8 protein-coding genes and 1 pseudogene are annotated in these 14,285 nt (G+C 46.6%); 2 read left to right on the forward strand and 7 right to left on the reverse strand.

The features are described 5' to 3' along the window. Nucleotides 1-12 precede the first annotated feature (12 nt). The 6 genes and pseudogenes from A4G20_01210 to A4G20_01235 form a co-directional block, all read right to left on the reverse strand. The gene (locus A4G20_01210; protein QIW15074.1) at nt 13-969 is read right to left on the reverse strand and encodes a hypothetical protein; all 957 of its coding nucleotides are present in this window, start codon (nt 967-969) and stop codon (nt 13-15) included. A 58-nt stretch (nt 970-1,027) separates the two neighbouring features. Further along, a complete protein-coding gene (locus A4G20_01215) occupies nt 1,028-2,146 on the reverse strand; it encodes a rod shape-determining protein RodA (GenBank protein QIW15075.1) in 1,119 nt (372 codons plus the stop codon). Beyond that, nucleotides 2,139-4,060, reverse strand: a pseudogene (locus A4G20_01220) (penicillin-binding protein 2). Before A4G20_01220 ends, A4G20_01215 begins: the two are co-directional and overlap by 8 nt. A 9-nt stretch (nt 4,061-4,069) precedes the next feature. Next, nucleotides 4,070-4,537, reverse strand: a complete 468-nt coding sequence (locus A4G20_01225) for a 23S rRNA (pseudouridine(1915)-N(3))-methyltransferase RlmH (GenBank protein QIW15076.1) — start codon at nt 4,535-4,537, stop codon at nt 4,070-4,072. Between the two features lie 13 nt (nt 4,538-4,550). Beyond that, a complete protein-coding gene (locus tag A4G20_01230; GenBank protein QIW15077.1) occupies nt 4,551-4,859 on the reverse strand; it encodes a ribosome silencing factor in 309 nt (102 codons plus the stop codon). Nucleotides 4,860-4,996: 137 nt separating this feature from the next. Next, nucleotides 4,997-5,806 carry a type I methionyl aminopeptidase gene (locus A4G20_01235; protein QIW15078.1) on the reverse strand — a complete coding sequence of 270 codons (810 nt, stop codon included), beginning with the start codon at nt 5,804-5,806 and terminating at the stop codon, nt 4,997-4,999. A gap of 377 nt (nt 5,807-6,183) precedes the next feature. Between A4G20_01235 and A4G20_01240 the strand changes: the two genes are divergently transcribed. Both A4G20_01240 and A4G20_01245 read left to right on the forward strand, forming a co-directional pair. Then, the gene (locus A4G20_01240; GenBank protein ID QIW15079.1) at nt 6,184-11,862 is read left to right on the forward strand and encodes a hypothetical protein; all 5,679 of its coding nucleotides are present in this window, start codon (nt 6,184-6,186) and stop codon (nt 11,860-11,862) included. A gap of 58 nt (nt 11,863-11,920) precedes the next feature. Further along, on the forward strand, nt 11,921-12,907 hold the full coding sequence (locus A4G20_01245) for a hypothetical protein (protein ID QIW15080.1): 987 nt from the start codon (nt 11,921-11,923) through the stop codon (nt 12,905-12,907). Nucleotides 12,908-12,955: 48 nt separating this feature from the next. Here A4G20_01245 and A4G20_01250 read toward each other — a convergent pair whose 3' ends face one another. Next, nucleotides 12,956-14,248 (reverse strand): oxidoreductase, encoded by a 1,293-nt coding sequence (locus A4G20_01250; GenBank protein QIW15081.1) that lies wholly within the window; start codon nt 14,246-14,248, stop codon nt 12,956-12,958. Nucleotides 14,249-14,285 lie beyond the last annotated feature (37 nt).

A 14,285-nucleotide genomic window follows, 5' to 3' on the forward strand; every position in this document is an offset into this window, starting at 1 on the left:
TATCTATCCTATTTATTTTTGAGAATAAGTGAAAATTTGGTTATGGGTTAAACGGGCCAGTTGGCGCTTCACCTGGCTGGACTCTAGGTTGCTGCTGGTATGCACCACCAAGTCAAAGCCCTTGCCATTCGCTCGCAGCTCGGTTTTAGGCTTAATGGCCCGGGCCAGTTGCTTGGCTTCTTTTTCGCTTTTCAGGCCGGCCACCTTGAGGCCAAAGGCTGGCTTAGAGGCATTGGCCTTGGCAATCTGCTCCTTGGTGGCAGGTACAGCCTTGACGGCCAGGTTATCACCAGAACCCCGCACCTTGAGGTTTAGGCCCTCTTTTTTGGCCAGGCGAATCAGGGATTGGGTACCCTTGCCTGAAATATAGCCATCTTTATCCACCTGCAAGGCTTCAACCCGCACCTTGGCCACACCCGAATGCACCATGCCAATTTCAGCCGCAGCCGCCTTGGACAGGTCAATGATCCGCGCCTTGCTAAATGGGCCACGGTCGTTAATTTTCACGATAACCTGACGGCCATTACGCAAATTGGTCACTAAGGCATAAGAACCCAAGGCCAAGGTTTTATGGGCAGCAGTATAAAGTTTATCGTTAAAAATTTCACCATTAGCGGTCTTTCTGCCATTAAATTTCCCTGTGTAGTAGCTGGCAACGCCTGTGGCACTGTATAAGCGGGAGCTTTCCTTGCTGGCCGTGGAGTAGGTTTTACCCTTTTCGCTGTAGCTGTAACGCTTGGTGGACACCTTGGTTGGCTGTAATTTAGCCCCTTTTACACCATAAAGCCGCTTGGTTTCATTGGTTGTTTGTTTTTTTGCACTGGATTTTACCGACTTCTTGGTGGTCGATTTTTTCGTGCTTATCGCGGTTTTGGCCTTGCTGGTTTGGGTCGTCTTGGCCTCTAGGGCAAGTGGATTGAAGACCAAGAGCGAGGCCAGTAACACCAGTGCAATTTTCTTTAATTGCATAATATTCTCCTATACAAGCGGTTGCTTTTGCAGGTTTTTTCCCATTTTTGACCGCTTGTTAGCGGCTATAAGGGTTGTCTGCCTTTCGTTTTCGATGCACATACACCGACATCATGAGGCCGAAAGCGGCCATAAGGGTCACGAAAGAGGTTCCGCCGTAGCTAAATAAGGGTAAGGGCACGCCCACAACAGGCAGAATGCCACTTACCATACCAATATTGACGAACACATAAACAAAAAAGAGTAGGGCTGTGCCGCCAGATAAAATACGCCCGAAGGCTGAGTCGGATTTGGCCCCGATCATCAGGCCCCGTGCAATAATAAACAGATAAATCCCCAAGAGAATGAGTACGCCAATCATGCCGTGTTCTTCACTCAAGACTGCAAAAATAAAGTCGGTATGCGGTTCAGGCAAAAATTCTAGTTGGGATTGCGTGCCTTCCATCCAACCCTTGCCCTCAATACCGCCAGAGCCGATGGCAATCTTGGACTGAATAATGTGGTAGCCCGCCCCCAATGGATCCTTCTCAGGGTCTAACAAGGTCATCACCCGGGTTTTCTGGTAGGGGTGCATGAGGTAGAACCACATGATGGGAATAAAGCCCGCTAGAAAGACCACGCCCGCCCCAATAAGTTTCCAACTTAAGCCTGCCAAAAAGAGCACGAACATCCCGGCAGCACAGACCAAAATTGAAGTACCCAAATCTGGTTGAGCTGCAACCAAGAGGGTTGGCACAATAATAATAGCCAGGGCAATGGCCGTATCCTTAAAGGTGGGCGGCAAAGGCCGATTGCCCAAGAAAGTGGCCACCATCAGCGGCACGGCCAGCTTGGCCACCTCAGAGGGCTGAAAACGCACAAAGCCCAAGTTGAGCCAGCGTTGCGCCCCCTTGGAGGTTTCCCCCACCAAGTCCACCAAGACCAACATCACAATACAAACGGCATATAAATAAGGCGAGATCCGCTGGTAAAAACGGGGTGGAAAGAAGGACATAACCAACATCACCCCCATACCTAGGCCCACCTGCACCACCTTGTTGGTAAACATCCGCTCGCTGCCGCCGCTGGCACTGTAAAGCACCAGCATACCGTAGGCCGAAATGGCCACCAGGCCCACTAGCAGGAAAATATCCAAGGAAAAAAGTTTCCAAAAACGTTTAAAAAAGGCCTTACTCACGGGTTTCCTCTTTAGCAAGCGGTTCAGTTGGGCTGGTTTCTTGCAAATTTTTTCTTAACACATAGTCCAAAATCTTACGGGCCACTGGGGCAGCTGCACTGCCCCCCCACCAGCATTTTCTAAAATCAGTGAAACCACGGCTTTGGGTTCTTCATAAGGGGCATAGCCAATAAAGAGGGCGTGGTCGTGTAGCTCCTTCCTTAGGGTCTTGGCATTATAGTTCTGGTTTTCGGCCAAGCTAAAGACCTGGGCTGTCCCGGTTTTGCCCGCGGCCCGATAAGGCGCACCTGCAAAGGCCTTGCGGCCGGTTCCGTTACTGGCATTGATCACATTGTACATACCATAACGGGAGGCCTGCCAGTAGGCTTTAGGCACATCGTTTAAGTCTTCATAGAGCAAGGGGTCTTTGTAGGGTTCAATCTCCTTGCCCATGATTTCCTTCATCAAATGTGGGGTATTCACCTTGCCATCGTTAATCACAATGGCAGTGGCCTTGGCCAGTTGTAGCGGGGTTGAGGTCCAATAACCCTGGCCAATCCCAACGGGAATGGTATCGCCCTGGACCCAAGGCTTCTTGTAACGTTTCTGCTTCCATTCCCGAGTGGGCATAATGCCAGATGATTCCTCGGCAATATCAATGCCAGTTTTAACCCCAAAGCCAAAGCGTTTCATCCAATCCGACATGCGGTCAATGCCCAAGTCGTAGGCCAGTTGATAGAAATAGGTATCCGAGGACTCGGCGATGGCCTTGTTTAAATTGGTCACCCCATGGCCTGAACGCTTCCAGTCACGATAACGTTTGGTGGTGTTGGGCAAGATCCAATAGCCTGGGTCGAAGACCGTGCTGGTGGTGGTAATCTTATTTTCCATCAGGCCGGCAATGGCCATAAAGGGCTTAATGGTGGAGGCCGGCGGATAGACCCCTTGAGTGGCCCGACTATAGAGGGGACGGGCAGGGTCGTCCAAAAGTTGCTTATAGTCCCGGCCAGAAATCCCGCCCACGAAGAGGTTGTTGTCGTAGCTCGGGTTGGTGACCATGGCCAGAATGCTGCTGTCTTTAGGATCTAAAACTACTACGGCCCCCTTGTGATCACCCAAGAGGTTGGCCACATACTGTTGAATGTCCACGTCAATGGTCAGCTTGACGCTGCTGCCAGCCACCGCAGGCTGATCCCGCAACTTGCGAATCACCTTGCCCCGGTTGTTGATTTCCACCTCTTCAAAGCCCGTTTGGCCGTGGAGCTGATCCTCATAAAACTTCTCAATCCCTAACTTACCAATATCGTGCGAACCCGCATAATTGCCGAATTTACCCGCCTCAATCAGCCTTTGCTTGTCCTTGTCGTTGATTTTGGCCACATAGCCGATGAGATGGGTTAAGACATCGCCGTAAGGGTAATTACGCTTAAAATAAGGGTGAACATCCAGGCTCGGGAAGCGGTGCTGATTGACGGCAAAGCGGGCCATCTGCTCCTCAGTCAGGTCGCCCTTGAGCAAAATCGGCGTATAGCGGGAGGTGCGTTTTTTCTCCTTACGGAAGGCTTCAATATCCTCCTCGCTCAGGCCAATCACGCTTTTGAGTTCGGTTAAGGTGGCTTCTAAATTATCGGTTTTCTCCGGCACAATATAGAGGCCGAAGAAGGTCAGGTTCTCGGCCAATACCTTGCCATTGCGGTCGTAAATCAGGCCTCGTGTTGGCGGCACAGGCAGGAGCTTGATGCGATTGCCGTTGGAGCGGGTTTGATAGGAGTCGTAATTGACCACCTGTAGGCTATAAAGATTAGCAAATAAGACACCCGTTAGGCCCAAAACCCCCAAAAAAGCAATAAGGGCACGGCGGGCGAAAAGGTTACTTTCCGCCACGCTATTACGCACAATTTGCTTGGGTTTTGCTTTCTTTCCTTTGCCAAACATAAGTCTTTACTATTCTCGGTGATAGGGATGATTGGTGGTCAGCGACCAGGCACGATAGAGGCTTTCCGCCACCACCACCCTAACCAAGGGATGAGGCAGGGTAAGGGGAGAAAGTGACCAGCTCTGCTCGGCCGCCGCCTTGCATTCAGGCGATAGGCCTTCAGGGCCGCCAATCAAGAGGCAAACATCTCGACCATCGTTTTTCCAGGCCTCCAATTGCTCAGCCAACTGCTCGGTTTTCCACGGTCGGCCGGGAATATCTAGGGTAACAATCCGCCCCCGGCCAGCAGCTGCCAGCATGGCCTTGCCTTCCTGGTCTAAAATCCGCTTAATATCAGCATTCTTGCCCCGCTTGCCCGCTGGAATTTCAATCAATTCAAAGGGCATATCCTTAGGAAAACGGCGTTGATATTCCTCAAAACCGGTTTTAACCCAATCAGGCATCTTGGTGCCAACCGCAATCAGTTGAATCTTCATCTTAGAGCAAAGCCTAGGCCCAAAGTTTCTCTAGCTGGTAAATTTCCCGGCTTTCCTGCTGTAAAATATGCACAATGGCCTGGCCAAAATCGACCACCACCCAATCAGCCGTGGCCTTACCCTCTGAGGCAAAGACTTCCACACCGGCCTTTTTGCTTTCTTCCACCAGGTTATCAGCCATGGAGCCCACATGACGGCTGGAAGTCCCGGTACAAATAATCATGGTATTGGTAATGCTGGACTTACCCCGCACATCCAGGGCCTGAATGTCCTGGGCCTTGAGGCCGTCCAAGGTTTCGACTAAAAATTCTGCTAAATTCATTGCTATCTCAAATCTATTTACTTAAAAGAGCGGAATTTTAGCATAATTTTCAACAGATTGAGCGACCAGCAAAAGAAAAGCGGTTGGTTTTGCAAAGAAATCTGCAAATCCAACCGCTTGCTCTTTTGGAAAAAAGACTAACTATTGACCATAATCCGAGAAATTCGCCCAGCCTTTTCCTCTTCCTCACGAATGGTCATGACCTCACAACCGTCCTTGGTCACCACAATTTGGTGTTCGTACTGGGCTGAATGGCTGCGATCCTTGGTTTTAACCGTCCAGCCATCTGACATGAGGCGAATTTCCTTCTTGCCGGCATTGATCATCGGCTCAATGGTAAAGACCATACCCTCTTGCAGTACCACGCCACCGTCATCGCCGTGATAGTGAATGACCTGCGGATCGCAGTGGAACTCAGTGCCGATACCATGGCCGCAGTATTCCCGCACCACCGAAAAGCCCTGTTTTTCCACATACTGCTGAATCACCCGGCCAATTTCTTTAAGGCGAATGCCCGGCTTAACCGCCCGCAGGCCCACATAGAGCGACTCTTGGGTGACTTCGCACAGACGTTGGCTTTTGACATTGGTTTCCCCGCCCACGATGTACATTTTGGAGTTATCGCCAAAGTAGCCGTCCTTGATCACGGTCACATCAATATTGATAATATCGCCCTTCTTCAGCACCTTACCTATGCTTGGAATGCCGTGGCAGACCACTTCATTGACCGAAATGCAAGTGGCATTTGGGAAGCCGTGGTAGTTAAGGCAGGCAGGAATCACCTTCTGCTCATTGACCATATAATCGTGGCAGATCTTGTCCAACTCGCCCGTGGTCACGCCCACCTTAACATAGGGTTCGATCATCACCAGTACATCAGAAGCCAGCTTACAGGCCTCCCGCAATTTTTGGATTTCTTCTTCCGTTCTAATTGGGATATTTTTCATAATTTCTCTTATAAAATATTGAAAACATAAGCACCAGCCTAAAGGCTGGCGCTATCGATATCAGTAAATATTAGCTATTGTCGCATTTTTGAAAGGCCTTCGTCAAAAGTGATTTTTGCAAGTTTTTTGGGGAAGTGACCGCTTGTTGATAACTTTGCTTCCAATCATTTATATAAAACGCAGTTATTTTTTATGCAATTATTGCAAAAAAAAAAAATCAATTTACAATGCTTTTTTACAGCTAAATAAGTAAAAATTAGGTTATTTATAAACGGTAAACAAATCAAAACCTCTCATTTTACCTTCTTTCTTCTCCCTAATAAGTTTTATAGAGCTGCTTATTTTAAAGCAATATTTCCTATTTATTGGAGTAAAAAATGTCTAATACTGACCATTCTAATCATCAACATTTCGCATTTTCATCTCTCGAAAATATTCGCAAACGCCTTCTAGATTTAACCAACCGAAGCCCCTTACTTAACTATAAGTTTCCTAAGGTCAGATCGCTAAACCTCTTTGATTTATCTCCTAATGCTATTGTTGAACTTTTGTCTAAGGGGGGAAAATTAGGCTTTCGCTATGTCCCCCTGCCAAGTGAAAAAGAGTTGATAGAGCATGGATATATAGAGGCCTCTGCGGAGAAGAAGATAGTAAGCTTAGATAAAAAAACCAATCTAGAGGATGAAGAAGACCAAGAAGAAAAAATCAACATTCCTCCTGCGGAGGAGTGGGCCAAAAAGATTGGATTAAATATCCAACATGATCTGCCCCTGACCAGCCAGCAGCTCCATACTTTTCAGACTACTCTTTATCCAACCCAGTTAGATAACAAATTAAAGTCCCTACGACTACAGGCTGAATCAGCCATTGAAGAAACAGGGGCCAATATCCTCTATCTAGTTTTAGGCTTCTTGGAGTGGCAGGAAGAGGGTAATTCGGCCCAGAAAAAACGTCACCTAGCCCCCCTCTTTACCCTACCAATTCAAATTACCGCTGAACGTATTGATGTTAAAACCGGTACTCGCTTATATTCCATCAGCCTCAAGGATGATGACAGCTTTAGCAATGTGACCCTAAAAGAAAAGCTAGCCAATGATTTTGGCCTAACCCTGCCTCTGGTTGAAGAAGATACCCAGCCCGAAGATTATTTCAAAGCAGTGGAAGATATGCTGGGCAACATTAAGCCAGATTGGAAGATTAAACGCTACGGTTGCTTGGCCTTGCTCAACTTCTCTAAACAAGCCATGTATGAGGATCTCAATCCTGAAAATTGGCCCGCATGGGCCCCGCTTGAGCAACATCATATCGTTCAACAGCTCTTTGCTACACATACCACCAAACCTGCCGAGGGAAGCTTAACCCGCTTAAGCGAATACCCTCTAGATGAGATGGGCAGGGATATTCATCATCAATTTCCCCTTATTTATGATGCCGATAGCTCCCAGCATAGTGCTTTGATTGATGCGGTAAGCGGAAAGAATTTAGTGATCGAAGGCCCGCCTGGGACGGGTAAGTCGCAAACCATTACTAACCTGATTGCAGCTTGTCTCAATAGTGGTAAGACAGTCTTGTTTGTGGCAGAAAAAATGGCCGCCCTTAATGTGGTAAAAGACCGCTTAGATCGAGCGAGCCTGGGAGATTTCTGCTTGGAATTGCATAGCCACCGCACCAACAAACAGAAGATGTTGACGGATCTGGTGCAAAAAATGGACAAACAGGACAAGTATAGAGATATTAAGCACATTGATGATGAAATAGACCGCTACGAAAACTATAAAGAAAAGCTCAAATACTATGCCGAATTGCTCAACCAAGAATGGCAACAAACCGGCAAGACTATTCACCAAATTTTGACAGGAGCAGTTCGCTATCGCCACGAACTTGAGCTTTCACCCGACCAAATATCCCTTGATGATAGCAAAATCAATCAGATCACCAAGCTTTTAAGCACAGAATTAATTGAAAGCGGTAAGATGTTAGTTGATATTTACAAACAGGTAGCTGAACAGTCTCCAGACGGAAATATAGAGAGCCATTACTGGCATGGAATTCAAAAAGAAAGCTTCCTAGACTATGAGGAAAAAGCCCTAATTGATGCTCTGAAACAATGGAATAGTGCTCTAGAGGCCCTTTATGCTTTTTATCAAGAGTGGCAGGCAACTTTTGGTTTTGAGCTTGAGTTTTCTTTATTGGGTGAAGATTTAAGCAGCTTTTCTACCGCATTGAGTGAATTACCTGTCTTGCAAGGAGGAGAGAAGTTTAGTGCAGACTTGGCACAGGGAGAAAATATTCAAGCCCTCAGCCAATTTGTGCAGGATTGTAAAACCGTGCAAGATCACTTTGCTCAAGCGGCAAGGATAATCAAACAAGATAAGATCAATGCCCCACAAACTATTGTGCAAATTTTCCAAAAAATTGACCCGCTTGTGGCTCTTTATCCAGACCTAAATGTCAGTCTAAGCCAGTCTGCCTTCCATTTGGAAACAGCTCGTCAAATACAAGCTAAACTTAACCTGCTGGAATCCGAATTAGAAAAAATTCGCCCTAATTTACCTACTGATTTGCAACCCATCTTACACTGCAATTTATCCAGCTTTGAAGAATTGACAACCCTTGTCAAATTCATTAACCACCTGCAACCAACCTTGTGGAATAAGCGAGAAGCTTTGTTTGATGATGTAGATCTTGCTCCCTTGCTTAGTGAATTGGAACGGCGTTTTAGCCTCTTACATCCATTACATCAAAAACTTATGCCGGTTTTCCAACTAGAACAAGTGCCGGATTTAGCAACACTTCGCCAACTTCGTACTTACCTGCAAAATGGTGGGTTATTTAGGATTTTTTCCAGCCAGTGGCGAGGAGCAAAACGGGATTTACTTGCCTTAGCCAAAGAGGAACAAGCAGATTTCGACAAGTTGCAAAGCCTGCTACCTGATCTTATTCTCTATCAGGAGTTATTACTTAAAATTAAAGATCTCAACCATAGCAAACCTCGCTTGAAAAAATATTATCAAGGCATTAAGACGCCTATTTCAGATTTAAGAAATCTATGGAATTGGTATCAGGAAGTACGAACAGAATACGGCAGAGGCTTTGGTGATAGGGTAAAAATAGGCTCAGCGCTCTTTAGCCTAAACCAAGATTTAGCATTTGCTCTCAGTAAAAGTTATGAGCAAACATTGGCTACTTTGATAAAAGATATTCAAACAGGGATTAAATTGCTAAACACCCCAATTAAGCCACTCTATCGCATCGGTCCAGAGACCAATTTATCCGAAGGTTCTAATCCACTAGAGCAATTGATTAAAACCTTGGTTCAGGCTCAAACAGGATTAAGTGATTACTTTGCGGAGGGAAAACTAACCCTTAGCCAAATTATGCAGGCGACACAGGGACTAAAAGAAGCCCAAGCCCTCAAAACAAAAATAACCAACAAGAAAAACACTCTGACCTTCTTGCCAGCAAGTTGGACAACGGATTTTGATAGTCAAGCGATTACCGAAGCAGATCAAACCCTCTTGGTGATGCAAAGCCTCAACCGCCACCCACAAGTGCTAGAGGCTTTTTTAAGCACCCCAACCCAAACTGGTTATTTGTCCTTGCAAAAACTTGCTGAAAAGCTACCGCTTGTCCAAGCTCACCTAAGCAGCAAAGAAAATGCCTTTATGCAGGCAGGCCAAGTGGACAGACAGCTTTGGATTGACTCGCAAGACAGCCTAGAAGCCCTCTTACAGAAGAACCAAATCGCCATCGCTAAACCACGCTGGTTACATACTTGGACGCAATATCAACAAGCTAAACAAGAGATTATGCAGCAAGGCCTAGGCAAGATTATCGCTTGCTTGGAGCGTAAAACTCTAGATCCTGACCAGCTTCATACAGCAATTAACCTAGCTATTTATCACCAGTTAGCCCAAGAAATTTTTACCAACAACCCTGATATTCGTAAATTCAATGCCACGAGCCATAACAGTATTATTCAACGCTTTAGGGAATGCGATAAGCATTTGATGGCTCTACAACAGGAGAAAATTGCCTATAATGCCTCTCGCAGGCCGGTAGCAGCAGGGACAATGTCGGGCTTGGTGCGTAACTATACCGAGGCGGCTTTAATTCGCCACGAACAAGCCAAAAAAACCCGCCATATTTCCATTCGAAACCTCTTGGATCGGTCTTCCAATGCTATTCAAGCTTTGATGCCATGTTTTATGATGAGCCCGATGTCCGTTGCTCAATACCTCAAACCAGGTAACTTCCAATTTGATGTAGTGGTTATGGATGAAGCCTCACAGATCTTACCAGAAGATGCAATTGGAGCCTTGGCTCGTGGTATGCACCAAGGCTCTTCTGTGGTAATTGTGGGCGACCCTAAACAGTTGCCACCAACCAGCTTCTTTAGTGCTAGTCTTAATCAGGATGAGATAGATAACGACGCTATTGCGGTAGAAAAAAGTGAATCGATTTTAGATTCAGCCATGAACCATCAGCTCTTTAAGACCCGCCGCCTGCGGTGGCACTATCGTTCCCGCCACGAATCCCTCATTGCCTTTTCTAACCAGCAGTTCTACGATTCTGATCTAGTACTCTTCCCCTCACCAATGGAAAGAGCCGGTGATTTAGGTATCCGTTGGCACAGAATGCAAGGGTTGTTTGAGAACAAGATCAACCGCCAAGAAGCCCAAGCCATGGTCCAGATGATGGCAAAAATCCTCCGCCAATCACCAGAGGAATCTATCGGCCTGGTGGCCATGAACAGCACCCAGCGGGATGCCATTAGTGAAGAACTTGATCGTTTCTTACAAGACAATCCTGATGTACAAGACTTATATGAGAAAAAGGCAAAAGTTGAGCCTATTTTCGTCAAAAACCTTGAAAACGTACAGGGTGATGAGAGAGATGTTATCCTCATTTCCATGACCTATGGGAGGAAAAAGGCAGGTGAACGGGTTATGCAAAACTTCGGCCCAATCAATGCTAACGGTGGTTGGCGACGCTTGAATGTACTCTTTACCCGAGCCAAAAAACGCATGCACATTTTTTCCTCCATGGGCTCAAGCGACATTGTCCTGACTCCAACAAGCTCACAAGGCTTACGAGCCTTGCATGATTTCTTGGCTTATTGTGAAAATCAGCAAACCTACACCCTTGACCGCCCTGAGAATGAAACAGACAGCGACTTCGCCCTTGCCGTGAAAACAGCCCTGGCCCAGGCAGGTTATAACAGCCAGCCACAAGTAGGGGTAAATGGCTTCTTCTTGGACCTTGCGGTTCGCAATCCAAATTACCCAAGCCAGTTCCTCATAGGGATTGAATGTGATGGCCCAACCTACCATTCTGCCAATACTGTCCGAGACAGAGATCGCCTCCGTCAAGAGGTCTTGGAAAACCTAGGTTGGGAAATCCACCGCATTTGGTCTACCGACTGGTATAAAAACCCCGAAGCAGCGCTAACACCTGTATTACATCGCTTGAAGGCTCTTCAGGAAAAATCTGCTCTGGAAGCCGAAAATCCACTGGATTGGTCGCTTGATTTTGACTTCACTCCGCCAGCTAAACTTGACCTTATTGAAGCAGATGGAGAAGAGTCGGAGGTATGCCCAGACAAGCCCCTGCTTGCACCTTGTGCTGAGGATCTAGACTGGTTTGAGCAACCCTTATCACTTGAAGAGGCGATAATTATAGGTGTGATTGAGCCTGCTCAACTGGAAGATATTGAGCTTGAAGAAGTTGGCTTTGATAAAGAAAAAGAGCCTGAGCCAACCCTGATTTCTCAATCTCCAGAAAGCCTGGTAACTAAGCCTATTGAGGAAGAGTCTCCAGCCCTAACCCTTAAGGAACGCTTACAGGCCCTAGCCCAGGAGATTGAGCAGGCCAACCCAAATCCAACAGGCAACCGCCTCTTAAGGCCTGGTATGATTGAAATGTTCCTAATCCATCAACCCTTTACCAGAGAAGACTTTTTAAGAGAGATTCCTGACTACTTCCGTAACGGCACAGCGGTTGAAGAAGCCCGGGATTATTTGGATAGAGTCTTGGCAATCATTGCTGAAGGCTAAGTAACAAGAGGTGCAGATCAATTTTGCACCGCTTGTTATCGTGATAGGATTTTTATTTATGACAAATATCTTTAAACAAGCATGGGAAGGTTTGTTTGGCTCATCCCCAAAAAACGATGTTGATTCCAAGCTCAAAAAATTAGCTGAACAAGGTCAGGCAGACGCTCAATGCGACTTAGCTCAAGCCTATTATGAACAAGAAAACTATACCCTAGCCAAAATGTGGTTTCAGCAAGCAGCTGAACAAGGCCATACACGGGCCCAACACGAATTAGGTCTTATGTTTTTTGCTGGACATGGTGTGGCACACAATATTGAATTGGCACAATATTGGCTAGAGCAAGCAATTGAAGGAGGGCGCTCTGATAGTCTGTTTGCCTTAGAGAATATAAGAGAAAATACCAATGCTTACAGTCAAGAAAGGATTTACTTTTTGCAGGAACAAGCAAAGCAAGGAGATGCAGAAGCCCAATTTGAGCTAAGTCTAGCTTATTATTATGGCCAAGGTATTGAGCAAAACTTTGATCAAGCCATTCTTTGCCTTACAAAAGCCGCAGAACAGGGACATTTTATCGCTCAATACAATTTAGGCATTTCTTATGAAAATGGACAGGGAGTGAAACAAGATTACAATCAGGCTATCTATTGGTATCAACAATCCGCCCAACAAGGCTACCCTGACGCCCAATATAATTTAGGTGGAATGTATTTTCACGGAATAGGTGTAAAACAAGACTATCAAAAAGCAATATTTTGGTATGATCAGGCAGCAGAACAGGGCTATGATGGAGCTTATGTCAATTTAGGATTTGCCTATTTGAATCTAGAAGGTTCAGAAAATATGGATCAAGCCTTTAAATGGTTTAGCAAGGCGGCTGATGAAGGAGATGCTAGTGGCCTATATATGTTGGGAGGTTGTTACATGGAGGGGATAGGCACCACCAAGAATCTAACCTTAGCAAAAAAGTATTTTGGTCAAGCCTGTGATCGGGGACTTCAAGAAGGTTGCGAGGCCTATCAGGATTTGCACAATAGAGAAAGATAGTACAAAGCAAGCGGTGCAAATTTTTAAAAATTTTGCACCGCTTGCAATCTAACGATACCTATCCAAATAACGATAATACTGCTTTCCAATAGCCATAGCCGATTTCTTGACCCACTTCCCTCCATAGATACCAGGCACCTTAAGTTTTTCAAATACCCTTAAGCGTTCATCATTGCCCCCTATAGCTTCGGCCATAATTCTGCCCGCTAACCCCGTGAGAGCTACCCCGTGGCCTGAAAAGCCTTGGGCGAAGTAGATGTTGGGTTGGATACGCCCAAAGTGAGGGGTGGAATTGATAGTCATATCAATGGGGCCAGCCCAGCCGTAGTCGATTTTAACCGCTTCCAACTGAGGAAAGACCTTAAGCATATTGGCCCGCATTTGGGCGACCATATCCACGTTTGTGGAGGAATCACTGCCAAAGAGCAGGCGGTTGTCAGCGCTCAAACGATAGTAGTCTAAAAAGAGATTGTTGTCGCAGACTGACATGCCGTTGTTAATCACACTGTCGGCGGTGGCCTGATCCAGCGGTTCGGTGGCGATAATAAAACTCTCCACAGGCAAAATCTTGCGGGCAATGCCCCGATGGATAGACTTGGGCAGGGCATCAATATAGGCATTAGTGGCTAGCACCACATTTTCTGCCCGAACGCTGCCTTTGTCGGTTTTAACGGTCACGATAGCTTGCCCTGAAAGTTCCAGCACAGGCGATTGTTCGTAAAGGGTTACCCCCTCTTGCACACAGGCTTGAGCCAGACCTAGGCAATAATTGAGTGGGTGCAAGTGGCCTGACTGGCTGTCATAAAGCCCCCCCACATAAAGCTGACTGCCAACGTGGGCTTGCACCTGTTTTCTATCCCAAATTTGCCCCTGTTGGTAACCGAAGATTTCACGGCTGGCCTTGTCGGCTTCGATTAAGTCCTGCATACGGCGTTCGTTCAGGGCCAAAGTGGCATAGCCCCGCTTCCAGTCGCATTGAATGCCATATTTGGCTATCCGTTCATCGATGATATCAAGGGCCTCCAGCGACATGGCCCAGAGCTTGCGGGCATTTTCCAGGCCGACCGTTTCGATATATTCATCAATCCCGTCCTCAAAGCCGTTAATGGCCTGGCCACCTGACCGACCCGAAGCCCCAAAGCCCACTCTGGCCCCTTCCAGCACGATAACCTTCTTGCCCTGTTGGGCCAGTTCTAGGGCGGTGGAAAGGCCTAAAAAGCCGGCTCCAATAACGCAAACGTCGGCAGATTGGTCGCCTTGTAGGGCTGGAAAGGAAAATTCTTGGTTACGGGTATCAAAATAGTAGGACTTGCGATGTTCCTGATGGGCAAATTTCAGCATAAAAGATAAAAATAAAGAAAAGTCGCTGAATTATAAG

It is taken from the genome of Pasteurellaceae bacterium RH1A (genome assembly GCA_012221805.1).
Taxonomy (GTDB): Bacteria; Pseudomonadota; Gammaproteobacteria; order Enterobacterales; family Pasteurellaceae; genus RH1A.